This window comes from Flavobacteriales bacterium, assembly GCA_016715895.1.
Taxonomy (GTDB): Bacteria; Bacteroidota; Bacteroidia; order Flavobacteriales_F; family PHOS-HE28; genus PHOS-HE28.
In genome coordinates, this window is sequence record JADJXH010000004.1 from 1,458,017 (window position 1) to 1,482,879 (window position 24,863).

27 protein-coding genes and 4 pseudogenes are annotated in these 24,863 nt (G+C 60.3%); 12 read left to right on the forward strand and 19 right to left on the reverse strand.

Translation table 11 applies throughout. From position 1 onward, the window contains the following. Window positions 1–20: 20 nt before the first annotated feature. A complete protein-coding gene (locus IPM49_14970) occupies window positions 21–1,511 on the reverse strand; it encodes a WG repeat-containing protein (GenBank protein ID MBK9275825.1) in 1,491 nt (496 codons plus the stop codon). A 78-nt stretch (window positions 1,512–1,589) separates the two neighbouring features. Between IPM49_14970 and IPM49_14975 the strand changes: the two genes are divergently transcribed. From IPM49_14975 to IPM49_15000, 6 genes and pseudogenes are all read left to right on the forward strand, one after another. Then, entirely contained in the window at window positions 1,590–2,030 is a 441-nt protein-coding gene (locus tag IPM49_14975) for a hypothetical protein (GenBank protein MBK9275826.1), read from the forward strand. A 100-nt stretch (window positions 2,031–2,130) separates the two neighbouring features. Continuing rightward, window positions 2,131–2,565 carry a hypothetical protein gene (locus IPM49_14980; protein MBK9275827.1) on the forward strand — a complete coding sequence of 145 codons (435 nt, stop codon included), beginning with the start codon at window positions 2,131–2,133 and terminating at the stop codon, window positions 2,563–2,565. Between the two features lie 42 nt (window positions 2,566–2,607). Then, window positions 2,608–2,763: pseudogene (locus IPM49_14985) on the forward strand (carbamoyl-phosphate synthase large chain). Window positions 2,764–3,065: 302 nt separating this feature from the next. Beyond that, on the forward strand, window positions 3,066–4,106 hold the full coding sequence (locus tag IPM49_14990) for a DUF1016 family protein (protein MBK9275828.1): 1,041 nt from the start codon (window positions 3,066–3,068) through the stop codon (window positions 4,104–4,106). Next, window positions 4,106–4,249: pseudogene (locus IPM49_14995) on the forward strand (carbamoyl-phosphate synthase large chain). The gene IPM49_14990 and the pseudogene IPM49_14995 overlap by 1 nt, the downstream one beginning before the upstream one ends. A gap of 484 nt (window positions 4,250–4,733) precedes the next feature. Then, window positions 4,734–5,805 (forward strand): annotated as a pseudogene (locus IPM49_15000) (IS3 family transposase). Window positions 5,806–5,830: 25 nt separating this feature from the next. Here the strand turns inward: IPM49_15000 and IPM49_15005 are convergent. Continuing rightward, window positions 5,831–6,805: an IS630 family transposase gene (locus IPM49_15005; protein ID MBK9275829.1), complete on the reverse strand. Its 975-nt coding sequence runs from the start codon at window positions 6,803–6,805 to the stop codon at window positions 5,831–5,833. An 872-nt stretch (window positions 6,806–7,677) separates the two neighbouring features. Further along, window positions 7,678–9,300, reverse strand: a complete 1,623-nt coding sequence (locus IPM49_15010; GenBank protein ID MBK9275830.1) for a tetratricopeptide repeat protein — start codon at window positions 9,298–9,300, stop codon at window positions 7,678–7,680. Window positions 9,301–9,378: 78 nt separating this feature from the next. Here IPM49_15010 and IPM49_15015 point away from each other — a divergent pair. After that, a pseudogene (locus IPM49_15015) lies at window positions 9,379–10,414 on the forward strand (IS630 family transposase). Here the strand turns inward: IPM49_15015 and IPM49_15020 are convergent. Further along, on the reverse strand, window positions 10,402–11,070 hold the full coding sequence (locus IPM49_15020) for a hypothetical protein (protein ID MBK9275831.1): 669 nt from the start codon (window positions 11,068–11,070) through the stop codon (window positions 10,402–10,404). The pseudogene IPM49_15015 and the gene IPM49_15020 overlap by 13 nt on opposite strands. Window positions 11,071–11,277: 207 nt before the next feature. Between IPM49_15020 and IPM49_15025 the strand changes: the two genes are divergently transcribed. Beyond that, a complete protein-coding gene (locus IPM49_15025) occupies window positions 11,278–11,415 on the forward strand; it encodes a hypothetical protein (protein ID MBK9275832.1) in 138 nt (45 codons plus the stop codon). Between the two features lie 110 nt (window positions 11,416–11,525). On the opposite strand, the gene IPM49_15030 is transcribed toward IPM49_15025, so the two are convergent. The 10 genes from IPM49_15030 to IPM49_15075 form a co-directional block, all read right to left on the reverse strand. Then, window positions 11,526–12,422, reverse strand: coding sequence for an IS3 family transposase (locus IPM49_15030; GenBank protein ID MBK9275833.1), 897 nt, complete (start codon window positions 12,420–12,422; stop codon window positions 11,526–11,528). A gap of 23 nt (window positions 12,423–12,445) precedes the next feature. Beyond that, window positions 12,446–12,712, reverse strand: coding sequence for a transposase (locus IPM49_15035; GenBank protein ID MBK9275834.1), 267 nt, complete (start codon window positions 12,710–12,712; stop codon window positions 12,446–12,448). Between the two features lie 149 nt (window positions 12,713–12,861). Then, the gene (locus IPM49_15040; protein MBK9275835.1) at window positions 12,862–13,749 is read right to left on the reverse strand and encodes a hypothetical protein; all 888 of its coding nucleotides are present in this window, start codon (window positions 13,747–13,749) and stop codon (window positions 12,862–12,864) included. Window positions 13,750–13,908: 159 nt separating this feature from the next. Continuing rightward, on the reverse strand, window positions 13,909–14,406 hold the full coding sequence (locus IPM49_15045; protein ID MBK9275836.1) for a hypothetical protein: 498 nt from the start codon (window positions 14,404–14,406) through the stop codon (window positions 13,909–13,911). Between the two features lie 186 nt (window positions 14,407–14,592). After that, window positions 14,593–14,931, reverse strand: coding sequence for a n-acetylglutamate synthase (locus tag IPM49_15050; GenBank protein MBK9275837.1), 339 nt, complete (start codon window positions 14,929–14,931; stop codon window positions 14,593–14,595). Between the two features lie 6 nt (window positions 14,932–14,937). After that, on the reverse strand, window positions 14,938–15,345 hold the full coding sequence (locus tag IPM49_15055; protein MBK9275838.1) for a GNAT family N-acetyltransferase: 408 nt from the start codon (window positions 15,343–15,345) through the stop codon (window positions 14,938–14,940). After that, window positions 15,326–15,850, reverse strand: coding sequence for a GNAT family N-acetyltransferase (locus tag IPM49_15060; GenBank protein MBK9275839.1), 525 nt, complete (start codon window positions 15,848–15,850; stop codon window positions 15,326–15,328). The genes IPM49_15055 and IPM49_15060 overlap by 20 nt, the downstream gene beginning before the upstream one ends. 201 nt (window positions 15,851–16,051) lie before the next feature. Next, window positions 16,052–16,282, reverse strand: a complete 231-nt coding sequence (locus IPM49_15065; protein ID MBK9275840.1) for a type II toxin-antitoxin system HicA family toxin — start codon at window positions 16,280–16,282, stop codon at window positions 16,052–16,054. Continuing rightward, a complete protein-coding gene (locus IPM49_15070) occupies window positions 16,279–16,506 on the reverse strand; it encodes a type II toxin-antitoxin system HicB family antitoxin (GenBank protein ID MBK9275841.1) in 228 nt (75 codons plus the stop codon). Before IPM49_15070 ends, IPM49_15065 begins: the two co-directional genes overlap by 4 nt. A gap of 72 nt (window positions 16,507–16,578) precedes the next feature. Then, window positions 16,579–16,779, reverse strand: a complete 201-nt coding sequence (locus tag IPM49_15075) for a hypothetical protein (GenBank protein MBK9275842.1) — start codon at window positions 16,777–16,779, stop codon at window positions 16,579–16,581. Window positions 16,780–16,957: 178 nt separating this feature from the next. Here IPM49_15075 and IPM49_15080 point away from each other — a divergent pair, with 178 nt between their 5' ends. Then, complete coding sequence (locus IPM49_15080; GenBank protein ID MBK9275843.1) at window positions 16,958–17,197, forward strand: hypothetical protein; 240 nt, start codon at window positions 16,958–16,960, stop codon at window positions 17,195–17,197. 8 nt (window positions 17,198–17,205) lie between these two features. Here the strand turns inward: IPM49_15080 and IPM49_15085 are convergent, their stop codons facing one another. Together IPM49_15085 and IPM49_15090 are read right to left on the reverse strand one after the other, a co-directional pair. Beyond that, entirely contained in the window at window positions 17,206–17,964 is a 759-nt protein-coding gene (locus tag IPM49_15085) for a class I SAM-dependent methyltransferase (protein ID MBK9275844.1), read from the reverse strand. A gap of 181 nt (window positions 17,965–18,145) precedes the next feature. Next, the gene (locus IPM49_15090) at window positions 18,146–18,715 is read right to left on the reverse strand and encodes a DUF4287 domain-containing protein (protein MBK9275845.1); all 570 of its coding nucleotides are present in this window, start codon (window positions 18,713–18,715) and stop codon (window positions 18,146–18,148) included. Window positions 18,716–18,904: 189 nt separating this feature from the next. Between IPM49_15090 and IPM49_15095 the strand changes: the two genes are divergently transcribed. Further along, the gene (locus IPM49_15095) at window positions 18,905–19,810 is read left to right on the forward strand and encodes a clan AA aspartic protease (GenBank protein MBK9275846.1); all 906 of its coding nucleotides are present in this window, start codon (window positions 18,905–18,907) and stop codon (window positions 19,808–19,810) included. 160 nt (window positions 19,811–19,970) lie between these two features. Here IPM49_15095 and IPM49_15100 read toward each other — a convergent pair whose 3' ends face one another. Beyond that, window positions 19,971–21,653, reverse strand: coding sequence for a hypothetical protein (locus tag IPM49_15100; GenBank protein MBK9275847.1), 1,683 nt, complete (start codon window positions 21,651–21,653; stop codon window positions 19,971–19,973). A gap of 104 nt (window positions 21,654–21,757) precedes the next feature. Here IPM49_15100 and IPM49_15105 point away from each other — a divergent pair, with 104 nt between their 5' ends. After that, on the forward strand, window positions 21,758–22,297 hold the full coding sequence (locus IPM49_15105) for a dihydrofolate reductase (protein MBK9275848.1): 540 nt from the start codon (window positions 21,758–21,760) through the stop codon (window positions 22,295–22,297). Between the two features lie 37 nt (window positions 22,298–22,334). Here IPM49_15105 and IPM49_15110 read toward each other — a convergent pair whose 3' ends face one another. Beyond that, window positions 22,335–22,952: a DUF4386 domain-containing protein gene (locus tag IPM49_15110; protein MBK9275849.1), complete on the reverse strand. Its 618-nt coding sequence runs from the start codon at window positions 22,950–22,952 to the stop codon at window positions 22,335–22,337. A gap of 211 nt (window positions 22,953–23,163) precedes the next feature. Here IPM49_15110 and IPM49_15115 point away from each other — a divergent pair, with 211 nt between their 5' ends. Then, complete coding sequence (locus IPM49_15115; protein ID MBK9275850.1) at window positions 23,164–23,910, forward strand: hypothetical protein; 747 nt, start codon at window positions 23,164–23,166, stop codon at window positions 23,908–23,910. Between the two features lie 11 nt (window positions 23,911–23,921). On the opposite strand, the gene IPM49_15120 is transcribed toward IPM49_15115, so the two are convergent. Beyond that, window positions 23,922–24,845, reverse strand: coding sequence for a hydrogen peroxide-inducible genes activator (locus tag IPM49_15120; protein MBK9275851.1), 924 nt, complete (start codon window positions 24,843–24,845; stop codon window positions 23,922–23,924). Window positions 24,846–24,863: the final 18 nt, after the last annotated feature.

The window sequence follows — 24,863 nt, forward strand, 5'->3', positions numbered from 1 at the left end:
GGACGGAGCCGTCCCGCCTGTCACCACTTCTCTTTTGGCTTCTTAGCGATTGGGAAGTAGCCGCACCGGTCCACGAATCCTTCGATGTTCTCTTTGCCAGATGAGCCGCCATAGGCAATCGTGGTGCGCGCGAGCCTGCTCGATGGATCATAAAGACCCAGATCGGAATAAACTGGAGGAATGACCCATTTGCCGTCTGCATCCACATATCCAACCCGACGGTTGGAACCACCTCCCCGCTGCGCGTAGGGTCTAGTATCAGAGGCATTCCATCTGTGTTCGACTTCTACCCGATAAACCGTGTTTTTCTTGTTGACCGACCAGCCGGGTGTAGGGCTGAATGGTAGTTGATCCGCATCGTTGCATGTTGCACTACAACGTAGCCAGGAGTCTATGACCTCCTTGCGGAAGTTCTCGCCATAAACAAAGTAGGTATCAGTGCCTGATTCGAAGGATGAGGCCTTGACCATAGATAGCTCATCCTTTGTTATACTTGAAATACGGCCGAAGGCGAAAGACTTGAACTCATGAACAATGTTGGCACTACGATCGATGATAGCAAATGAGCCTTCGGTCGAGGCAAAAGAGAAACCATTGGCGACAAGTGTAGGTTCCCTTGCGTAAGATTGAGTACCTGCTTGCGTACCCGTGCTGTCAATCAGAACCCACCTCACAGAGCCGTCGTCTGTGCGCTGTCCCATCCAAACCAGTCCGTTCCTGAATTTGCACGGGCCAGGATTCATTACGTACACATCCTCCTTATAGTGTGGTTGAATCACAATCAATCCCGACCAGTTGACATATCCAACCAGTTGCGATGAGGCAAATGGGGAGTTTTGGGCCTCAGGTATGGCTGGTTTGGATTCTTTGTACTCGACCACGATTCGCGCATAGTCACTCATGAGAAAGTCTTTCGCGATGACCCAATACCGGCCGCCTTTCCCGTAAATGCTCGAAGCGTCTGTTAGATGGCTATCTGTATACCTGTAGCCCTTCGCATGCCAAGGGTGCTGTGGCGTCAATATACCCTTGACTTTGGCCTTTGTTGGTGCGTTTCTGACCGAGCCATCCTTGAAAAGGACCCGGTAGTCATCGAAGGTCTTCGGACCTATGCCGCATCGACCATGTTCATTGAACTCAAGATTCGGGGAATCAAATTGACAGGGAAAAATAAGCTCTAGGTCGGTATTTACGAAGCCGGACATTTTACTCACGGGATCAGTTACCACAAGCATACCATTGATGAATCCCTTCTTGGAGGGATAATAAGGTCCATCATAGTCGATGACCAGCTTGCCGGTCTGGTCGATCAATGCTGTACGACCATTCTTCTCAATGACGGCATAGCCATACTGCATGTCGTAGAACTTATCGACATCCAAGAACACTGTCCGGTCATCAGTCGCTTGCACAGGGCCGCTTTGCGCGTGCAGCCCTATGCTGCGTAAACACAGCAGTGCGATGAACAGTAGGAATAAGTAGCCTAAGGGATGCTGGGGGGAATTGGACATGGGTGCTACAGGTTGGTGGTTGCCTTCCGGAGGATGATGCGCTCAATGCGTCAGCCAAACTAATTATCGTGCCGAACATTGAACCCCCCTTTTGACCTCAGCGAGAAAGTGATCCAGCAGATCCGCGAGCACACGCACAAGATCGCGCTGGCCTTGCACACCGTGGGCCTGGTGAACATCCAGTTCGCCATCAAGGACGAGGTGGTGTACGTGATCGAAGCCAACCCGCGCGCAAGCCGCACGGTGCCCTTCATCGCCAAGGCTTACGGCGAGCCCTACGTCAACTGGGCCACCAAGGTGATGCTCGGCGCCAAGCTCAAGGACTTCCAGTTCAAGCCGCGGCTGGATGGGTATGCGATCGAAGTACCCGTGTTCAGTTTCGACAAGTTCCCCAACGTGGACAAGAGCCTGGGGCCTGAAATGAAGAGCACCGGCGAGGCTATCTATTTCATCAAAGACTTGAAGGACCCTTTCTTCCGCCAAGTCTATGGTGAACGATCAATGTACCTCAGCCGATGATCGCTACCGATAGCCGGGAAGGGGTAGCTTGCCCCGCACTTGATGCGGGGTTCTTCCGGCAGGTGTATGGGGAGAGGAGTAGGTACTTAAGTAGATAGCCATGCGTGCGACACAGCTCGTGTGTATCTGCCTGTTTTTCGCCTGCGGTGATCGCCCACACAGCGCGGCGTTGCGACTCGATGTTTTCGATGAAGTCCCGAAGAACATAGAAGGTTGCGGTGATCACTACACCTACGATAGCGTGGAGTACGATGCAGCGAAGTGCATCTTCCTTTCCAAGCTTGACGGTCAGACCGGTTTCGCGCTGATCATGATCAATGGCGTCGAGGAGCGTCTCGACTGGTCGCAAGCAGAAAGCCGGGAGCTATCATCGGAGAGATATCTGTCCGTGTTCAGGAACGAAACCTACACCGTCCGGCTCACCACTACAGTTGGTAAACCGTACGACGAAGGCTCGTTCAACACGGGAACGCTTACGATCGAAGGTCCCGGTGGAAGCGACACTGTGAATGTGCATGGTGAGAGCGGTTGCTAGGCCCACTCGATTCATTAGTACTTCACCTTATGATCGTACATTGAACCCATGTTCAGCTTCGATAAGTTCCCGAACGTGGACAAGAGCCTGGGGCCTGAGATGAAGAGCACGGGAGAAGCGATCTACTTCATCAAGGACCTCAAAGACCCCTTCTTCAGACAGGTCTACGGCGAACGGTCATTGTACTTGTCACGATGAGCGGTCACCCCGAACGGAGTGAAGGGGCGTTCTGTCACTGCGAGGCCCGGCTCTGCGGGCCGTGGCAGAGGCAGGTGTATGGGGAGAGGAGCATGTACTAGCAGGTAGCTTGAATTGTCCCAACAGCTTGTTGGACAATTGGCCGCTCAGCGGTGGTCGCAATTGTGCAACAGCTGTTGCGCAATTGATCCGAGGTTGATCGGTAAGGCTTGCAGGCATTGGGTCGGAGCGCTTCCGGTCGTTCGCGGAAGCCATGGTTCCGGTGCGCCGGTTATCTTGGTTGCATGCCCGTGAAGAAAGTCATGAAGAAGCGGAGGTCGGCTTCCGTGGCCGTGCTGCCGAAGAACTACACGGCGGTGCTGGAGGCGGTGAAGGCGCGCATCCGGGCAGCACAGCTCAAGGCGGCGCTTGCGGTCAATCATGAACTGGTCATGCTCTATTGGCACATCGGCAGGGAGGTCCTCGAACGACAGGAGAAGGAAGGCTGGGGCAGCAAGGTGGTGGAGCGCCTGGCGAAGGACCTGCACAAGGAGTTCCCGGGCATGGGCGGCTTCTCGCGCTCGAACCTCCTGTACATGCGTTCGTTCGCCGAGGCCTATCCGGATGGTTCAATTGTCCAACAGCTTGTTGGACAAATTCCATGGGGCCACAATGTGCTGTTGCTCACCAAGCTGAAGAAGCCCGAACACCGGCTCTGGTACGCGCAGGCCACCATCGCCAATGGTTGGAGCCGTGCAGTGCTCGATGCGCAGGTGGCCACGCATGCCCATCGGCGGCAGGGGAAGGCCATCACCAACTTCAAGCGTACGCTCCCCGCCGAACGCTCGGACCTCGCGCAACAGACCCTGAAGGACCCCTACACCTTCGAGTTCCTCAACATCGCCGCTGATACGCGCGAGCGCGATCTGGAGCAGGCGCTGGTGGACCACATCCAGAAGGTGTTGCTGGAACTGGGCGCAGGCTTCGCCTTCGTGGGCCGGCAGGTGCCGCTGAAGGTGGGCCGCAAGGACTACTACCTCGATCTGTTGTTCTACCACCTGAAGCTGCGTTGCTATGTTGTGGTGGAGTTGAAGATGGAAGCCTTCGAGCCGGAGCACGCGGGCAAGATGAACTTCTACCTCACCGCCGTGGATGCCCAGCTGCGGCACCCGGACGACAAACCCTCCATCGGCTTGCTGCTCTGCAAGGACAACGACAAGCTCGTGGTGGAGTATGCGCTGCGCGACGTGGCCAAGCCCATCGGCGTGGCCGAATGGCGAACGCGGTTGGTGGCTACCTTGCCGAAGAACCTGCGCGGGGCACTGCCCAGCGTGAAGGACATCGAACGCGAGCTTAGCGAATGAACATGGACAAGTTCCCGAACGTGGACAAGAGCCTGGGGCCTGAGATGAAGAGCACCGGCGAAGCGATCTACTTCATCAAGGACCTCAAAGACCCCTTCTTCCGGCAGGTGTATGGGGAGAGGAGTATGCAATTGAGCAGGTAGCCCACCCTGAGTTTGTCGAAGGGTTGGGCGTGCCGGCGCTTCAATGCAGCGCCGTCGCGTGCTACGCTATAACCGGACTTGTCAGGGCCAGCATCCACGGCGCTGCGGGGGCTTCCTCCGGTCGCCTCCTCGCTGCTCGTGGCTGCAAGGCCCTTCCTGCGCCGGGCTGTTGCTTCGCCCGCTCACGCGGTCGATCCATTGCGTGCATCCCATTCCATCCAGTACCTGCCGCGAGTCATGTACTCATCTTTCAGCAAGATGCTCCTGGTTATTGATCCGGCATTCATGATCTGGACTCAGGCTGCGTAACGAACGGTGTCTTTCTGGAACAGTGCGATGATGCGCTTGGGGTGTCGCTGGAGGTGTAAGCTTCCCCATTGTTCGGCCAGGTGATAGTGGAGGTCAGGCGGTTTTCCCCGGCCCCTTCAAAGGCCTGGGGAAAACCGGCTGACCGGTCGGGGGCTACCTTCAACCGATCGTAGCCATGAGAAAGACCAAGTTCACCGAGCATCAGATCGTCGCGATGCTCAAGCAGCATGAGGCTGGTGCCAAGGTGGCCGACATCTGTCGGGAACACGGCATCAGCAACGCCACGTTCTACCAGTGGAAGGCGAAGTATGGCGGCATGGATGCCAGCCAGCTCAAGCTGGTGAAGGAACTCCAAGAGGAGAACAGCCGCCTGAAACGCATGTATGCGGAGCTGAGCATGATGCACGACTCCCTCAAGCAGGTGGTGGAAAAGAAGTGGGGGGTCTGACGAGAAGCGCGAGATCGTGCAGGCCCTTATCACCGAGCATGGACACACCCAGCGGCAAGCGTGCCGCATGGTGGGTCTTGCTCGCAGTACCGCGCAATACCGCAAGCATCCGCCCGACGACACGATGGTGATCGGCGCATTGGACGACCTGGTGACCAAGCATCCGGCCATTGGGGTGTGGCAGTGCCATCACCGCATACGCTTGATGGGTCATGTGTGGAACTTCAAACGTGTCTACCGGGTGTACACCGGCATGGGGCTCAACATCCGTCGGCGGACCAAGAAGCGCCTGCCTGCACGCGTGAAACAGGCCTTGTTCCAGCCACAGGCCCCCGACCAGGTATGGAGCATCGACTTCATGCACGACACCTTGTGGGATGGCCGCACCTACCGCATGCTCAACGTCCTGGACGACTACAACCGCGAAGTGCTGGCCATGGAAGTGGACACTTCTTTGCCTGCCTTGCGTGTGATCCGCGTGCTTGAACGCCTGAAGGAACAACGCTCACTGCCGGCCATGATCCGCGTGGACAACGGGCCGGAGTTCATCAGTGCCAAGCTTGACCACTGGTGCCGAGAGCACAAGATCACCCTCACCTACATCCAGCCCGGCAAGCCCACCCAGAACGCTTACGTGGAGCGTCTCAATGGCAGCATACGCCGTGAGCTCCTCGGCGCCTACGTCTTCCGCACACTCGAAGAAGTGCGCTTGCGCACCACCGAGTGGATGTACGACTACAACCATCTTCGGCCTCACAAAGCACTCGGTTACCGGCCACCTGTGCTCATCCATCCCTAACAACAAATGCCCCTGAGACCTCCAGTTATCGCTGGCCCGACTTCAGGGGAAGCTTACAGAGGGAACGCAGGAAGCGTGATGTGAAGAGTTCAAGCTGCCCCTTCTTGCGTGCTGGAGCGTGCTTGGTGACGGCATCCTTCAGCGCTGCGTTCGCTACTTCCACCGGGTTGAGTTCGGGCGAATAACTCGGCAGGTGGAAGACCTCGATGCTCTCCAGATGCTCCTCGAGCCATTCCTTGACCGGCTTGCTGTGGTGGACCCTGAGGTTGTCCAAGATCAGGAACACCTTGTTGTCGCTATCCTTGACCAGTCTTCTCAGAAAGCCGATCAGGATGCTGCTGTTCAGTGCGCCCTTGAAGACCATCCAGCGCATTTCCCCGCGATTGGTCACCGTGGAGATCACCGAACAGCCGTGGCGGTTGTGGTTCACCCTGACCACGGGAGTGTGGCCTCGCAGGGAGTAGCTGCGCCCGCGAACGTCATCACTGCGCAGACCGGTCTCATCGCCCCAGTGGATCACGGCACCTTCAGCCTTGGCACGTGCACGGATGGCCGGATAATCCTCGTGCAGCCACTTGCGCACCGCCTCCGGTCGCTGCTCGTAGGCCTTGCGCAGTGGCTTCTGCGGCGTAAATCCCCAGCGCTCCAGATAGAGCCCCACACTGCGTATGGCCAGCTTGCGGTCGTAGCGCCGCTCGATCAGCTCGCGCACCGCTTGCCGGTTCCACAACGCATAAGGCATTTTCAACTGATCGGGCGTTCTGTCACGGATCAGCCGTTGTGTCTCCTTCTCCTGCTCACTTGTCAGGATGCGTCCCTTGCCCACCGGGCGACCGGTCTTCCACACACGAATGGCCTTCCAGCCACCGGCCTTGTACCGTTGCCAGGCTTCGTTCACCGTGTTGCGGGACATGCCACAGAGTTCGGCTGTTTCCTTCAGGCCCATGCCCTTGAGCCTGCATTGCACCGCCTGCCTACGACGCTCATTGAGCTCGGGCATCGACAGCTTCCTGGAGTCGTTCTCGCGCATGCCTCGGCAAGATCCACAGATCGTGCCGATCGTCCGCTATATCGATGCCGGATCAATAGGTCATAGACTCTTGAGCATCGGGCCAAGTCATAGTAAGTGCCCCAATATTTAAAGTAGTCCTCAGAGCTTCGTTGGACGATTGTTTCATCCACTTCTAGTATCTGGCGAAAGCGAGATTTTCGATCTGCCTCAATGTCTTCGAATACGGGAAGGTGAAGCTGAAACGGATACTCTCCGCTATCTAATCTCAGATGCTGATAGTGTCGTGCAATCATTGTTAGAATCAACTCGTAGTTGTCCTCTATGCCATTGGATACGATTGAATCGATTGTCACCTCACAGTCCTTGAACACGATTCGTAGTTCGTCAATGGACACCTTTTCCTGTGTGTTCTTCGCTCGAAGGCGCCTTACGGCGGAGAGTAGCGGTTTAAGGAAGAGTGCAGCCACACCGGCTTTCAGCAAGTCGAACGCTACCCCCTCAGCAATGAACTTCGCTACATCGGAGAGTTTAATGTTTGCGATGACCTCAATCGACAAATCGTAAAGCCCGCCGCAGTCACCGGATCGACCATGAACTACAGCTACGTAATCTCTTGAGAGATCATCCTCGAACTCCGCAATCCCTTCGAGAGGGATTATTTGGTCTTCCGGAATCGGGAGTGCCCAATACAGGACTTTGACGGCTATTGTGGTCTGCTTATGAGCCATGTTGCACAAGTGGATGTGAGCGAAAGGTAGCCCTGGTCTAGCTACTGCCGGGTGTTTTCTACACCCCCCTCACTGTCGCATGTGTTCCGCGCGGGTGGGCATGCGCGTGAGCAGGCATGCCACTTGTGGCATTCAATCCCCGGACTTCTCCAGAGCCCTCACCTTCGGATGATACGCCGGAAAGCAGGCTTTATAGATGCGCAATGCCTCTTGGAAGTGCCTGGAGGCTTCGGCATGGTTCGCCGAGCGCAGATCGATCTCTCCAAGTGCCTGGTGGATATCACCCAACTGGTCATGGTCCTTGCCCAAGAACTTTTCGGTGGTCGGTAAGGCGCTGAGCAGCAGATCGCGCGCTTCGAAATAGCGGCGTTTCTTGATGTGCAGTTCCGCCTGATTGATCAGCACGCGCGCCGTGAACGGGTGCTCCTGGCCGTATATCGCGATGCATGTATTGTAGGCCTGCATCAACAAAGAATCCGCCGTCGCGAGATGCGACTGCGCCATCGCCACCAGAGCCTGGCCGTTCAACGCCTGTGCGTATGTGGTTGTCCGCATGGCTTTGTGACGTTCGCAGGCGTTGAGGGTGATCGAATAGCGCTCTTGAGCCTTGCGCAGGTCGTTCAGGCAGTAGTTGGCATAGGCAGCCGTATTGAGCACGGACGCCTGGCTCGGAAAGATCTCCGGCAACGAATCGACCACCATAGCCAACGCGCTGTCGGCAAGAGTACTGGCCAAGGATGCCTCAGCAAGGTCGAGCAAGACGTCGGCAAGGCCTGCTATCGAGCTTGGCATCCGGTTGGAGCTGTTTGAACTGGAGGCCAGGTCGAGACTTGCTTCGTATTCCTTACGGGCAGATGGGTAATGCCCTTGCAGATGGTGGATCTCGGCACTGAGTTGAAGCAGACCAACCTCGATGGAGGGGTTCGAACGTGTTCCCGCGAGGATGCGCTGACCTTGTGTGACCAACTTCCTGGCGGAACCGTAGTCCGCCAGCGCGGTCTTTACATGTCCCCAAGAGAGGTACGCGATCGCCTTTGCGGCTTCGTTGTGTTGCAACGATGAGAGGCACGCCACGGCTTCTTCGAATGTCGTGTCCGCGGACCGGAAAGCTTCCTGCCGGAACTGCAATGCGCCCTTCATGAGCAGTGTTTCGCAGCGCAGCGAGCTGTCCGTATGAGCGGCCGTTTCGCAGGGCGAGAGGACGCGCTCGGCCAGTACCAGGCTGTCCGTCGCGATCAGGTTCTTTACGAGTTGCAGCCTGAACCTGATCCACCGGGTGTCCCTGCTCTTGTTCGCGGTATCGGCCTCCGTGTAACCGATCGCCGCTCGGATGAGGTAGTTGGCGTACGGCCACTCGTTGCGCATGGAGAGCGACCGCGACCAGTCTGAGAGTATCTGTGCGGCCTCTGGATCAAGGTTGTCCTTGACCTCCACATATACTTTCAATGCGCTGTTGTATAGAGAATCCGATAAGTCATAATCGCCCAACGCAGCAGCTGAGCGAGCGAGGTAGCTGAGCGACCATGCGCGCTCCTCGTTCCAGTAGCCCTCACGACCCTTGATGACGTTCAGGACGCTGTCCGCCTTGAAGTAGTGCTCGTAGGCGGTTTTCGGATCGGATGCTCCCTCTGCATTTTCGGCGAGGCAGTGGTACGCGTTGTAGAGGTTGTCGTAGGTGAGGCTGATCTTCCAGAGTTCGGCTTGTTGCTGTTCGGCCTGCATCGCGTGTATGACGGAATCCAAGTTGAACCGCATCCCATCACCGAGGTCCATTTTATTGATCCGGCATCGATATAGCGGACGATCGGCACGATCTGTGGATCTTGCCGAGGCATGCGCGAGAACGACTCCAGGAAGCTGTCGATGCCCGAGCTCAATGAGCGTCGTAGGCAGGCGGTGCAATGCAGGCTCAAGGGCATGGGCCTGAAGGAAACAGCCGAACTCTGTGGCATGTCCCGCAACACGGTGAACGAAGCCTGGCAACGGTACAAGGCCGGTGGCTGGAAGGCCATTCGTGTGTGGAAGACCGGTCGCCCGGTGGGCAAGGGACGCATCCTGACAAGTGAGCAGGAGAAGGAGACACAACGGCTGATCCGTGACAGAACGCCCGATCAGTTGAAAATGCCTTATGCGTTGTGGAACCGGCAAGCGGTGCGCGAGCTGATCGAGCGGCGCTACGACCGCAAGCTGGCCATACGCAGTGTGGGGCTCTATCTGGAGCGCTGGGGATTTACGCCGCAGAAGCCACTGCGCAAGGCCTACGAGCAGCGACCGGAGGCGGTGCGCAAGTGGCTGCACGAGGATTATCCGGCCATCCGTGCACGTGCCAAGGCTGAAGGTGCCGTGATCCACTGGGGCGATGAGACCGGTCTGCGCAGTGATGACGTTCGCGGGCGCAGCTACTCCCTGCGAGGCCACACTCCCGTGGTCAGGGTGAACCACAACCGCCACGGCTGTTCGGTGATCTCCACGGTGACCAATCGCGGGGAAATGCGCTGGATGGTCTTCAAGGGCGCACTGAACAGCAGCATCCTGATCGGCTTTCTGAGAAGACTGGTCAAGGATAGCGACAACAAGGTGTTCCCTGATCTTGGACAACCTCAGGGTCCACCACAGCAAGCCGGTCAAGGAATGGCTCGAGGAGCATCTGGAGAGCATCGAGGTCTTCCACCTGCCGAGTTATTCGCCCGAACTCAACCCGGTGGAAGTAGCGAACGCAGCGCTGAAGGATGCCGTCACCAAGCACGCTCCAGCACGCAAGAAGGGGCAGCTTGAACTCTTCACATCACGCTTCCTGCGTTCCCTCCAGCGACACCCCAAGCGCATCATCGCACTGTTCCAGAAAGACACCGTTCGTTACGCAGCCTGAGTCCAGATCATGAATGCCGGATCAATAATGGTCGTGTGCTTCCCCTCGGGTTCAAGATGGTCCGGTCCGAAGAGCCAAACCCGGCCTTCGCGATTCGCGCGCTCAGCATGGAGCACTGCCTGTTCGCATTCCCCCTTCGCATACGCCTCCTCGTACGCCTCGAACTCCTCGACCATGTGCATGTTGGCGATCAACCTCTCGTTCCCCCGGTTGAGCGTGATGATGACCGAGCGGTAGATGGCGACAGGCTGGAGGTAGGAAAGGAAGCCCAATGCCCCGAAGAGAATGGCCGATTGGATGATCAAGGGCCGGGTCGGTTCGATCTTCTGCTTGCGCTTGACGCCCCAGCGTACCAGCAGGAGTATCAGCAAGGCGCCGTTCACGGCCGGAAGTACTTTGAAGACGATGTCCTGCCGCGCATAGGTTGCGAAGGGCAGCGCGACCATGGAAGCGGAGAATGCGACACCGGCGCTTATCGCTAACCATGCAGGAGTATCGGCGGTCGGTCTCAGCAGACGATAGCCCCAAACGAGGTAGGCTAGGGCCAATGCGAAGGAAGCGATAGCGAAGAGTGCGTTTGTCAGCGGCAGCCCCGCCATTCTTCCGATGAGCAGCACCAGCAGGACGAGCAGCAGGATCTTCTCGAGTTTCTTCATATGTTGGGGAACCGCAGAGCAATGTAACTCGCTTGCATCGCCACTGTGTTGACCTCATTATCGCAAGTGTTCCGATCGCGCAGCGGAGCAAGCCCGGTCGGGCCACTTGTGACCTGATGGATGCCGTGGCTTGATCATCGTCACGGCTGTTCGCCGGTCTGCGACCGGCCCCGCCGATCTCAGGGCCGATCGAACAGGCGATGAACGATGATCGCGCGGTACGTGAACGACCTGCACGAGAACCCGGTGAAGGCGGGCGATGTAGAGCTTGCCGAGGACGAGGTGTCCTGCTCAGGGCCGGCGATGGCCGGGAAGCCGGGCTTGTTGAAGGTGGAAGAGTTGTGAGGGCGCGGTCACCGTTCCTCCGCCGGAGCTGCAGCGGAGGCGTGAGTCTGCGTGTGAAGTCTTCCTTGCTGGGTGTGGTGGTCACAAATGGTCCTGTAAGCACCCCCCTTTTAGGCGCAGTGCATTGTAAAGGTACTTCTAGGTGTGGTGGTGTTGTGGATGTCCTGTTGAACTGTGGGGAACTCCGCGCGTGAGCCTGTGTAGTGGGCAGGGAGTTGTCCACATTTCAACAGGAACGCACGGGGCGAGAGGCGGAGCAGCGAACCGTGCGGGCGCACATGGTTGTAGCGCCACATCCACTCCTGGGACATTTGCCGGACCTGTTCGAGGGACTCGAAGATCCAGGCATCCAGCACTTCTGTCCGGTATGTCCTGTTGAAGCGCTCGATCAGGCCGTTCTGCATGGGCCTGCCAGGCTGGATATAGGCGAACTCGATCTCCTTGGCCGCAGCCCATTCCTTCATGGCCTGCGCGATGAACTCCGGCCCGTTGTCCATGCGCAGGCGTTCGGGCTTGCCGCGCCACTCGATGAGTTGTTCGAGCTCCCTGATCACCCGAGGGGCTGGCAGGGATGTGTCCACCGCGATGCACAAGGCCTCCCGGTTGAAGTCGTCCATCACGTTGAAGGTCCTGTACTTGCGGCCGGTGGACAGCGCATCGTGCATGAAGTCCATGCTCCAGGTAATGTTCGGCCCGATGGGCAGCACGATCGGGTCCTTCACCCGCTCGGGGACACGGCGCTTGGTGCGTTTGCGCTGGGGCAACTTGCACTCCTTGTAGATCCGATGCAGACGCTTCTTGTTGGCCTTGCAGCCCTCGTTGCGCATGTGGATCCGTATCAACGAGAAGCCCCACTGCGCCTCGCTCTCCGCCACCCGCATCATGTGTTCGATCACCTCCGCATCGTTCTTCTCCTTGGGCACGTAGCGGTACACGCTCGCGCTCAAGTCCAACAGCTTGCAGGCCCGGCGTTCGCTGTACTGGCGCTGTTCGACCAGTCGGCGCACGATCTCTCGCTTATCGTCCGGGCCTACAACTTTCCCTCGATGATCTCCTTGAGCACTTGGCGGTCCATCTGCGCCTCAGTGTACATCTTCTCCAGCCGGGCATACTTGGCCTTCAGCTCCTTGAACTCCTTGAGCTGGTTGGCGTCCAGGCCGCTGTACTTGGCCTTCCACTGGTAGAACGTGGGCTGGCTCACACCGTGCTCCCGGCACAGGTCCGCCACCTTCTTGCCCGCCTCATGCTCGCGCAGCATCCCAACGATCTGCGCCTCGGTGAATCTGCTCTTCTTCATCCTGATCAAGGTTAGGTGTTTCTACTTTCACCTGCACCTGTTTCAGGGGGTGCTTACAGTCCCGCCTGTTCAGACGGATCAACGGCAGGGCGGGAACACTTGCGACAAGGAGGACGACCCTACGGCCAACATGATGGTTTCGAAGGTCCCTAATCGCGCTTGATGAAGTGGCTCGATATTACATCCATGCGCTTGCAATACTTGTAGTACTGTTCCTTTGAAAGGATGGAAGTCAGGAGTAGGTCATGGATCTCCGCAGTTGGCTTATTCTTCTGCTCCAACATGAGAAGGTGAGCCACCAGCATGTCATAGAAAATGGGCATGTAGTATTCCATGAAATTGCGGTCCTTCTTGTAGATGTTCATCTCGAAGTCCTTGAAGTAGAACTCGTCGAACTGATAGTAGGGCTTGCCGTTGATCAGGGGCAATAGCGGTGCGTACTCTTCGATCCCGTTCCAGTTCGGGCCGCGCATTGCCTTCAGGTAGCTTGATAGCTGCGACCCTAGCTCGTCGACGAACACCAAGAAGAACACGGCCTTTTCCTTCTCGTCCTTGAACCCCAGTGCATCAAGGTCCCAGTTCCTCTTGGAATAGTTGAAGGGACGATTCTTGTTGATGACCGATACGAAAAGGCTCGAGTAGTACGCGCTTATCTGTTCGTGCCGGCTGACATCCTTCTTCAAATAGGTTTGAGCGACAATGGTGTTATCCTCCGGGTTCGCCTCATACATGTTGTAGTTTACCCTGATGATCGTATGGAAGATCTTCAAGGTAGCTGAATCCGGGCAAGACAAGTACTCTCTTTCGATGATGCGGTTGTTCGGTTTGGCAGCCTCTTGTATGAAGGCCGCAACGTGTTCGAACTTGGTTCCTTGATACTTGGCGATCAAGGCGGCATCCTCGGAACCTGATAAACCGTGGTTCGTGCGGTAGAACTTGGCGAGTGTAACGATCTCTTGAACATCGTTCAACTGCTGGCCGAAAGCTCCCAAAGTCAGGAGCGTTAGACCAGTCGATATCGCGAGCGCTTTACTCATCGGTTGCGGAATAATGTTCCGTTTGCGTTGTGAGGATCAAGATATGTCCATTCTGGACCACCGCAGGGTGTCCGCCCAAACCTCCGCCGGGCCTTTCGCGCTCGCGAGGTTTTTACGAGGCGATGGCGACGACCCTGCAAACCGAGCAATCATCAGATCTCACTTCAACCTGATGGACGCAACAATGCTGGGAATGGCACTGGCCAGTTGTCCGGATGGTTGTACGAAGGAGAACATATGCAGCCGATCGGTCTTAGTGGCTACCACCCAGAGCTCAACGTCCTGACCGTTCGCTGAGAGTCGTACGCGCCTCGCCTTATGCCCATCCAGTTTCTCTCGGGTCAGCTCATACGGCATAGCACCGACCTGCACTTGCTTCCTGACATACTCGTCAAACGCCTTGTTCTCGTCAAAGCTCCTTCGCTCGCTATTGATGATGACCATGGGGGTCGTGGCGGCGCAAACGAGCACGGCTTTTGAGCCTGGTATGGATGGCTTCTGCCATTGCGGGTCGCAAGGCAGATCGATCTTGAAGCCAAGGCTGTCGTTGGTGTATTCGATCAGTTCAATTGCCGGTGAGCTTTGCTGAGCGGCGCTTGATCCTGCAAAGGCGAGAAGGACACTCGACAACAGATATGCTCGAACCGGGTGCTTCATAGGTGGCAATCTAGACCACCGCAGGGTGTTCTCCCAAACCTACGCCGGGTCTGTCGCGCATGCGGGACGCCTCTGCTGCTGCGGGACAGACACAGCGACCCGAAGCCGTGCCTTGCGGCCCCGAACCTATGCGGCTTTGGGTCCGTTCGGGTTCTCCGCATGATCACACGGGATCCGCGCACCACCTCATTGTTCCTCGAGAACCGACGCCCCTTTCGTGCGGTCCCCCGAGGTCCATTCCCACGATTCGTGCAGGCGGATCTTTCCGTTGGGGAGTACTTCGGGCGTGGACCGGCAGATGCCGGTCATCAGTTCGCCGCGGTCGTTGACCTGGTGGTACCGCATGTCGATGCGGCCCTCTTCGTCCACGAGACCGATCAGGTGCCCCTGTTGGATCCTGCCGCCGGAATAGGCGGAGGTGAGGATGTGGCCGACCTGACGATACAGGAAGACCGTTTCGTCCGAGGTCTCGCCGTTGTCCGTGTTCGAGATGGGCCGGAAGACCCTTCCATCATAGTTGATCATGGCGGTTCATTGGAGGTCCTCGACCCGGTCGAGCACGTAACACTGCGGCCATTGCGTCAGGCCGATCTTGGGGTAGTAGGCCTCCGCCTTGGGGGCGGAGAGCAGGATGAGCCTGGCCTTGGGGGCGGCTTCCTTGGTGCGTCTGATCAGCTCCCTCCCGATCCCGGTCCGCTGGTGATCGCGATGGACGGCCAGGTCGGACAGGTAGGTGCAGTAGTCGAAGTCGGTCAATGAGCGGGCAATGCCGACCAGGAGCCCGTTCTCACGAGCGGTCACGATCAGGTTGGCGTGTTGGACCATCTTGGAGAGGGTCGCGTGATCGTCCACCGGTCTTCGTTCTCCGAGGGTGGAGTTCACCAGGACCTCCCGGAACTCCTCCACGGACAGGGTTGGTTCAATGCGATAGTCGATCATTCCGATCCGTGTTCAGGTCCAACAGGTAGATCCAGTATTGCTTGTCGTACCGCGTGAGGCTGCGGACGACCTTGAACCCGAAGCCTTCGTAGATGTGCCGGGCGGCATCCATGAATTCCGAGGTGTGCAAGGCGATGTATCGCTCCCCGGTGCGGTGCGCGTGGTCGATGCACATCGTGGTCAGGCGTTTGGCGATCCCGTTCCCGGTGTATTCCGGGTCCACGCCCACCATGCGGATGTAGCTCCATGCGGCATCGAACAGGTCCATGGGCCGACCGTTCGGCAGCAGAAAGGCCATGCCGACGATCTCCGTGTCACGTTCGCACACAAAACACGTCGAGGTACGGATCAACTGCGCGTACGTGTCCGGAGCGGCCATGAACGCATGGAACTTCTCCCAATTGGCCGGCGTTAAGGCGGACCGGTACTGTCCATAGGATCGGAGCCCCAACGCGTGCAAGGCCGCGGCATCGGCAAGAGTGCCCGTCCGGTAGGTCAGCGTCATGGGGTCCATTCGGTCCGCCTGTGCGATCGCGTGTTCATTAGTTGGCCGATCACAGGGCTGGGTAAGGTAGAACGGACCGTCCCCCACCGGCCGTGGCCTGTCTCACCGCAGGGTGCGCATCTGAGCGTAGCCTATAGCTATGCTTGAGAAGAACAGGAGCGTAGTAGCCTTTGGCCCTTTCGGCGCATTAGGGCTCCGAGATCAATCGTTCAACGCCGCCACGAGGGCATCGGGCGTCATCTGGATCTCGTTGAGGATCTTGCGGATCAAAGGACGGCTGATGTCCTGACCCTTATGATGTGGGAGCGTGGTGTAGCGCCCATCCGCGTGCCGGTAGAAGACATGGCTTCCTTTCTGTCGCACCACCACGAAGCCCCACTTGAGCAAGATGCGTTCGAAGGTCCGCGCATCCACGATGGGCAGTTTGCTCATACCGCGATGGAGAACGATTGCAGGCCGACGAACTCGGGCAGTGCTTCGATCTCTTCCTTGGTCATCTCCTCGAAGCACAGTTCCACCACCTCCTTCAGGTTCGTTTGCAGTTCATCCAAGCTTCTGGCCTGGGTGTGCGCACCCGGGATGCTGGGCACCATGCCGATGTAGAGCCCTGTCTCGGGATCGCGCTCGATGTGTGCCGTGAGTTGGATGTTGCGCATGGCAGTGCTTTGCTCAAAGATAGTCTTTCAACCACCGTAGGGCATCCGAACTGCCGCGCGCAACCGCAGCTCTCACCCCACCACCGCCTCCTGCTCGCCAGCCTCCATCACCGGCCGCACGGCATCCATCACCGCGTTCCACGCCTCGGGCGGCGCGTTCTTCAGCTGAACGAAGAGCGCGCGGTTCTCCGCGCGTGATCGTACTGGCACAATGTATTTGATCGAGGCGAGCAGCACGGGGAATTCCACCTGCTGCACGATGCGGTCGACCACCGGAGGTGTCCCACCAAAGCTCCGCCGGGTCTGTCGCGCTGTTTCGGCCTTGAGCCGGGAAGGCGTCGACCCGGCGGCTCGGAGCCGTGATCACCACAGCAACGTCTCAGGTTCCTGCCGCGCATCGATGATGTCAAGCATGTTCTGGTGCCCTGACTTTGGTCAACATTCGATCGCCATGGATAACGCCCTCAAGAAGCTCGACCTGATCCAGCGCTTGATGCAGGTATGGGACGAGGCCGCCTTGCAGGGCATCGCGAAGACCATTGAAGAGGAGGTGCCGGAAGCGGATGTGGACATGAGCGAAGAGGACTGGGCGGAGCTGGAGCGCCGCCGGGCGGAGCACCTGCGCGGCAAAGGGAGGTCCTACACCAAGGAGGAGGCCATGAGCGTGCTGCACGCAGCTCGGTTCAGGTGATGCGCGCCTCACGCAGCACCCTGGTAAGTGGATACCAGCACCCGGTCCTTGATCGTGGTCTGGTACTCCACAAGGGTGTTGTGCGTGACGGTGCGCCAGGTCTTGCCTTCCTCGCTCTTCATGTAGGCCTCGTAGTCCGGCACGCCGGGGAAGCCCACATTGTCCGCCACCACCACGGAGCCTTTGCGCAGCCATCCTTCCTGCACGATGCGCATGAGGTCGGGCATGTAGTGCTTCTTGTCGTGGTCGATGAATGCGAACTCGAGGCTGCCGGGGCCGAAACCGAACGTGTGCTTCAGCGCTGCGACGGTCTTGCCCTCGTCACCAAGCACGCCATGCACCACGGTGACCCGATCATTGACACCTGCCTGCGCGAGTATGCGGTCTGCCACATGCTTGTTCGCCGCATTGAACTCGAGGGATACGATGCGCGCCTGCGGCGCGGCCAGGGCCATGCGTAGCGCGCTGTATCCGCAATAGGTGCCGATCTCCAGGATGAGCCTGGGCGCCGCGTTGGCCAGTGCAGCATCAAGGATGGCGCCCTTCTCATCGCCCACGTTCATCAGAAAGCTCTCACCCCAGGCGAATTCATCGATCACGCGGATGACATCACGGGCATCGCCTTTGCGCGCGGTGGACAGCACCTTCTGCGCCAGCTTCTCTTCCCGGCCATCGCCCACCTGCCAGGTCTTGAGCAGTTGGGGCATGCCCAGCATCATGCGCAGGAAGGACCAACTGAAGAATGGATTGCCTCGGCGTTGTGACATGGGTGTAAGTCTTTGATCCAGGCCAAAGTTGATCGAAAGTGGTGAATGGGATGCGTCCGAGATCAACGTGGGTCACCATCAACGGACGTTCGCCGTGGCGTTCATTGAAAGCCATGTGAACTGACCGCATCTGCGCCAGCGGATGTCAGCGCGCGGAGCACCATCTTCGGGATCGCTTCGCTCATCCGGCGCGCTCGTACGCTTCGCGCAGCCAGCCGATCAGCTCCTTGTCCACCTCCCTGACATGGGCGATGCGCACGCGGTGGCTCACCATCGTGTTGAAGCTGCCGCTGGCCTCCAACCGGCCCTTCGGTCCGGTGCCCTTCAGGTTGATGCCCACGTCGAAGCGGTCGGCCGTGCTGGGCTGCAGGATGGCGAACTGCTTCTTGCGGCGCACGCTCACGTAAGCCTTCATCGGCAGCAGTTCCACATCCTTGCCGAATCCCATCAGGGCGTGCGCGAGCGCATCGTGGATCGGACGCAGCGCGGCCTTGGCACCCTTGTACTGTGCATCCACCAGTGATCCCCGGTCGTCCATGGTGGAGGCTGCGCTCTTGCTGAGCATCAGTGCCACCAGGTTGGCGTACCCGTGACCCAGCCCATGCTCGTTCTTCAGGAAGCTCACGCGCTCCCCGTGCTTCGCGAAGCCCTTGGAGGCGAGGAGTGCCATCCACTCCTCGAGGCTCTTCCCGGTCTTCTCCTGCAGATTGGCGATCATGCTGCGCGTGGCAGCGTCGAGTTCAGCGGCCATGTGTATGGGAGTTCCTAATGATCATGACAAACCTAAACCGACCACCGTTGCTTTGCGCCTGCGTACAGCCGGCGGCTACGCTGAAGGCAGTAAAGCGACGATCTCAGGATCACCTCCCGGATCGCTCTGCTGCCTTCCATGGGCATGTCCGCCAATGTGTGGAGTGCAGGCCTGGAGTATCTTCATCCGGTGCGCCTCCCGTCCATCATCATCACCACGTTCCTCGTCCTCGTCGCAAGCGCGCAGGAGGCGTTGGTGGAGCTGCCGATGACCAGGCGCAGCAAGCTCCTCTTCATCGCGGTGTACCTGAACGATGATCCGGTGCCCTTGAACGTGCTCTTCGATTCGGGCGCGGGCGTGACGGTGGTGGACGATCGGGTGGCACGGGAGCGCGGGCTGCTGCTGACGGACTCGCTCTCCATCGGCACTTCGGGGAGGCCTGTGCAGGCGGCACACAGTCCGAACAACAGCCTTCGCCTGGGCGAACGTTTCGCGTTGGACAGCGTGGAGCTTTTCCTGATGGACCTTGGGCATCTGAGCGCACACTACAAGGTCCCGATCGATGCGATCCTGGGTGTGGACCTGCTGAGCCGCGCCGTGGTGTGTACGGACCTGGATGCGATGCGCATGCGCGTCCACGACGCGCGTACCTATGTGCACAGCGGCGGCACCGCAGGCATCACGGCCACCGAACTCGACTCGGGTACCTACGGCTTCCCGATGCAGGTGGTGCCCGATGGGCGGAAGGACCCCGTAGAGGTGATGGTGAAGCTGGACACCGGAGCGGACAACCACCTCACCTTCTACAACCACGCGGTGGTGGCGCACGGGCTGATGCGTCCCGGCAAGCGGTATCGGGGCACGTCCGGTTTCGGTGCGGAGCCCACCGTCACGCACAACCGCCATGGCAAGCTGGCCAGTGCCGGCGTGCAAGGCCGTAGCTGGCGGAATGTGCCCGTGGTGTACCAGGTGGATCCGGTGAACGCGGCTTCACGACATGCCTGCGACGGTCTCATCGGCCAGGGGCTGCTGAACGAATTCACCATCACCTACCACTTCCCGGCGGGCCTGGTGTACCTGGAGCCGAGGAGGTGAGGTCAAGCCGGCCGACCAGCAGTGCGGGCTCCATCCTCCCGCACGCTGAAGAACGCCGGCATCCTGCCACGGGCCCTCCACGCGCGTGTTCCCATCCATCAGCAGCGGGTGGGCGCTGGTGCTGAGCGGTGTGTCGCGCAGGGTGGCCGTGCGCTTCGCTTCACTGCTTCACGAACCGAACAACGCGCGGTGGCGCATCGCCGGTGCGCAGGAGGTAGGGGCCGGGCGGCAGGGCGCTGATGTCGAGCGTGCTGTACGGTCCGCTGAGGGTGCCCCGCAGCAGCGTGCGGCCGGGCGGGTCGAGGATGAGGTACGGCACGGCGCGGGTTCCTTCTGTGCGGTGCACGATGAGGTGGTCCGTGGCGGGGTTGGGGAACAGCCGCATCGGCTCGTTCGCCGCGTCCGCGATGGCCGTGCTGAAGTCGCCGAACTTCAGCACGAACGCATCATCCAGGCCGGCGGATGCGCGGAGCACTTCGCCGACGCCGGGGTCGAAGTCGACCGTATCCGCGAAGCGACCACCGACGGCGAAGGATCCATCCGTCATGATGGCGAGGGCGTTCCCGCGGTCGTCGCCGGCGCCGCCGAAGGTGAGGGCGCTGAGGAGCGCTCCTGTGGGGTCGAGCCGGAGGACGAACGCGTCGGTGCCGCCGAGGGAAAGCGCAGGGGCGCTGCCCGGGCCGGGGTCGAGGTCGGCGGTGCCGGAGAAGAAGCCGGTGAGGAAGAGCTGGTCGGCCGTATCGGCGACGAGCGCATAGCCGCGGTCCTCACCGGTGGAGCCGATGCGTGCGGCCCAGAGGTGGGCGCCGGCGGCATCGAAGGCGGTGACGAAGGCATCGATGCTCCCAGCGGCGGACAGTTGGTCCACGGCCGCATCGGGGTCGAAGTCGACGCTGTTGGCGAAATGGCCGGCGACGTGCACCTCACCGAGGCTGTTGATCGCGACGGACCGTCCGGCATCCTCGCTGGAGAGGCCGCCGAAGCCCTTTGCCCAGAGGAACGCGCCGTTGGCATCCAGCTTCGACACGAAGACGTCCAGGCCACCGACGGAGGTCAGTGTGGCCACGCCCGCGCCCGGGTCGAGGTCGGCGTCCTGGGCGTAGGTGCCCGTGGTGACCACGTTCCCTTGATCGTCGACGGCAATGGCCTCGGCGATGTCCATGCCGGGGCCGCCCATGGTCGCCGCCCACAGGAAGGCGCCGTCGGGATCGAGCTTCAGGACGAAGATGTCGTTCCCGCCGGCGGAGGTGAGGAAGTTCGAGCCGGGGCCGGGGTCGAAGTCGATCGTTCCCGAGAAGTACCCGGCGACGTGGATGTTGGATGCGGCGTCAAGCGCGATGGCGCGTCCGTTCTCCAAGGTGGCTCCGCCGATGACGTGCGCCCAGAGGAAGTTGCCCGTTGGGTCGAGCTTGAGGATGAGGACATCGAGGATCCCGGCCGGACCGATGAGGAAACTGCCCGGGCCCGGGTCCGCATCGAACGGACTTTGGATGTAGCCGGTGATGTACGCGTTGCCCGCCGCATCGGCCGTGATGCTGGTGGCCACTTCCTGGGCGATGCCGCCGAAGGCGTATCCATAGATCAGGTCACCTGTGGGGGTCAATTTCTGGATGAAGAAGTCGGTGGATCCATTGGTGGAGTCGGCCAGCTCGGCGGGCCCCGGATCAAGGTCGAGCAGACCGGTGAAGGACCCCGCGATGTACACGTTGCCCGAAAGGTCAGTGGCGATGCACTCGGTGCGGTCCACGCCGACATCGCCCAGGGTGGACACCCATTGGAAGGGTTGCGCGGGACAGGTGCACGTGAATGCGCAGCAGAGCAGTGCGGCGAGGAGCGTTCGCATGTATGGGATGAGCTGTGGATCGTTCACGAAGGATGAAGATAGGTGGCGTGGGCGGACCGGATGACGGTGTACCGTCCGTCCCGCGTCCCCACGATCTTTGCGTCATGCCCACCATCTGCTCGGTCTTCTGCGGCCTCAGCCTCGATGGCTTCATCGCCCGTCCCGATGGCGCGCTTGATTTCCTGGAAGGCGACGGCAGCGCTGCCATGGGCGACCACGGCTACGAGGCCTTCATGGCCGGTATCGACGCCATCGTGATGGGACGGAACACCTTCGAGGTGGTGCTGGGCTTCGAGCAATGGCCGTATACGAGGAAGGCCTTCGTGCTCAGCAGTGGCAAGGTGGATCTGTCCGTTGCGCATGCACGCGGTGCCGATGTGGAGCTGCTCAACGCCACGCCCGAGGAGGTGGTGCGCCAGCTGACCGAGCGCGGCCACAAGAGCCTCTACATCGACGGTGGTGCCACCATCCAACGCTTCCTGCGGGCGGGCCTCATCGACCGGCTGATCGTCACCCATGTGCCGGTGCTCATCGGCCAGGGCATCCGGCTCTTCGGTCCGTTGGAGAAGGACATCCCCTTGAAGCTGGTGGAGAGCCGCAACGTTCCGGGCGGGCTGGTGCAGAGCGAATACGTGCGGCGGTGAGGCGGCCCAAGTGTCGATCGCACCGGACCGTCACTTTTCAGGCGGGTTCCTTCCCGCCCTTCACCAGCAGCCATACGGCAAAGGCCATTTCGCCCAGGATGCTGGGAACGGCCACCAGCATGAGGAAGGTCTCCGCATGCACCGCGTAGTTGGGCAGCAGGAAGTGTGCGCAGGTGTCCACCGCGTACATGATGCCCGCGATGGCGAGGAAGAGGGCGATGAAGCGCGGCCGCCCAAGGATGCGGGCCAGCAGCAGCAGGTGGAAGCCGAAGAAGAAGAGGCCGATCAGCCAGATGGTGTTGAAGACCTCCACCTGATGCAGAACGGCCTCGGCGGTGGTCTCCTGCAAGGCGAACGGCAATGCGAAGACGGCCACGGCCATGATGGCGGCGTGCATCATGCGGAAGAGCATGGCAGGCAAGGAGAGGGCGTGGTCCTTGAAGAGCACGTACAGCGCCCAGGCGACCACCACATCGAACACCACGGTGACCATGAACGCGATGATGCCCGCACGCACCAGCATGTGCTGGCCGGTGACCGCCGCCACCGGGTCGGCCTTGATGCGCTCGAGCATCATGAAGTTGGCGAAGATGGCCGCGAAGAAGATGATCCAGTAGCTGATGCCGGCGAGGATGGAAAGGCTCCGGTGCGTCATGATGAGCTGCGGTATCGGGGTTGTGCATCGGCCGCGCTGAACGCATCACCGATGGACCGACCCGACCGAGCGGATGCGGGATGCCGCTCTGGGACCGCCACGCGGTCCGGGGTGAACGAAGGCGCGGGTCAGGTCGTGCTCGCGCCGGTATCGGGTGCAAGATAGCCCGGCCGCCCCAAGGGCGCGAACGCCGATCTTGCGGCAGCGATCGATGACCATGCAGGGGCGTATCACCAAGCTCGTCCAGGCGACGTACTTCGACGATGAGGGCATCCGGATACGGAGGCATTACCTCACCATGGGCGACCGGCAGCTGAAGCTGGAGCTGCGGGAGTCCGCGCGGTTGGGTCTGACCGTTGGTGACGAGGTGATCCTGGAGCTGGCCGCTGACGGTGTCATGGTCACCTCGATCTACAACAGGCACACGGACCAAGGGCACGGAACGCGGTGGAAGCGGTTGAAGCGTTCGCTCGGTCCCTGGGCCGGGACGCGCGTGATCCGCGGTACCGTGAAGCACAAGGAGCGCAACCGGTCGCGGGACGACCTGTCGCGCGAGGGCTACCACACGGTGGTGTACTTCGTGATCGAACTGGAGGACGGCGAGCGCTTTCTGGTGGACGAACGCGCGGGAACGCCCGTACGGCCTGGCCATCGCGTGGAAGCGTTGGTCGGGCGCGGTGGCCGGGATGAGTTCGACACCCTGGCCTTCCGCGACCTCACAGCGGGCACGGACAGCATGCCTTCCCCGTGGCCGGCACGGGTGGCGTTGATCGCGAGCCTGGTCACGGTCGGCTTCCTGGTCCAGGTGGTGCGCACGCACGCCATGGATGGTGCGCGCTGGTCCATGCTCCTGTTGGTCCTCGCGGTCCCCGGCGGACTGTGGTGGATGTTCGCCACCAAGCGGTGGGAGGCGCGTCGGGCGCTGGCCAGGCTGGACGAAGTGGGCCTCGGGTCGTGATCGGTCGTTGATCACCCGACCACCGGCACCACCTCCTTCTCCACGCTCCTGAACCGTTTCGGCACCGATGCGGTGATCGCTTCCGCCAGGGCGTCGAGGGCCTTGCGCCGCACGAAGGGTCTGCGCACCACGAGCACCACCTCACGCACGGGCTCGGGCGCCTCGAAGCGGCGCACGTTGCGTTCGTCCCCGCGCACGCTCAGCTCGGGGACGAGCGTGAGCCCGTTGCCGCTGACCACCATCCGCTTGAGCGTTTCGATGCTGCCGGTGCTGTAGTGGATGTTGCGGTGGCCGGCCGCGCTGGGCTGCTGGCACACGCTGAGCACCTGGTCGCGCAGGCAATGGCCCTCGCTCAGCACCCACAGCGGGGCCTTGCGCAGGTCCTTGGCGGCGATCCGCTTTCGCTTCAGCAGGGCATGGCCATCGGGCAGGTAAACGAGAAAGGGCTCGTGGAAGAGCGTGATCGCTTCGAGGTCGTCGTCATCAACTGGTCCCGCCAGGATGCCGATGTCGAGCTGGCCGCTGCGCAGGCCCTTGAGGATGCGGCTGGTCCTGCGCTCATCGATGGAGAGCCCCGCCTCGGGATGCGCGTCGGCGAAGCGTTCCAGGAAGAGCGGCAGCAGGTAGGGCGCGAGCGTGGGGAGGATGCCGATGCGGTAGGTGCCCGAGGTGCCGGTGCGGAGCTCCTTCACCAGGTCGCGGAACTGGCCCGCCTCGCGCAGCACAACGCGCGCCTGATCGATCAGCAGCACGCCCTCGACCGTGGGTCGGGCCGGCTGGACCTTCCGCTGGAAGAGGGTGACGCCGAGCTCATCCTCCAGCTTGCGCACCATCATGGTGAGCGTGGGCTGGGTGACGTGGCACTGGCGCGCGGCCTTGCTGAACTGGCCGCTGTCGGCCACGGCCACGATGTACTGGAGCTGCTGGAGGGTCATTAGACATGGTCGATAACG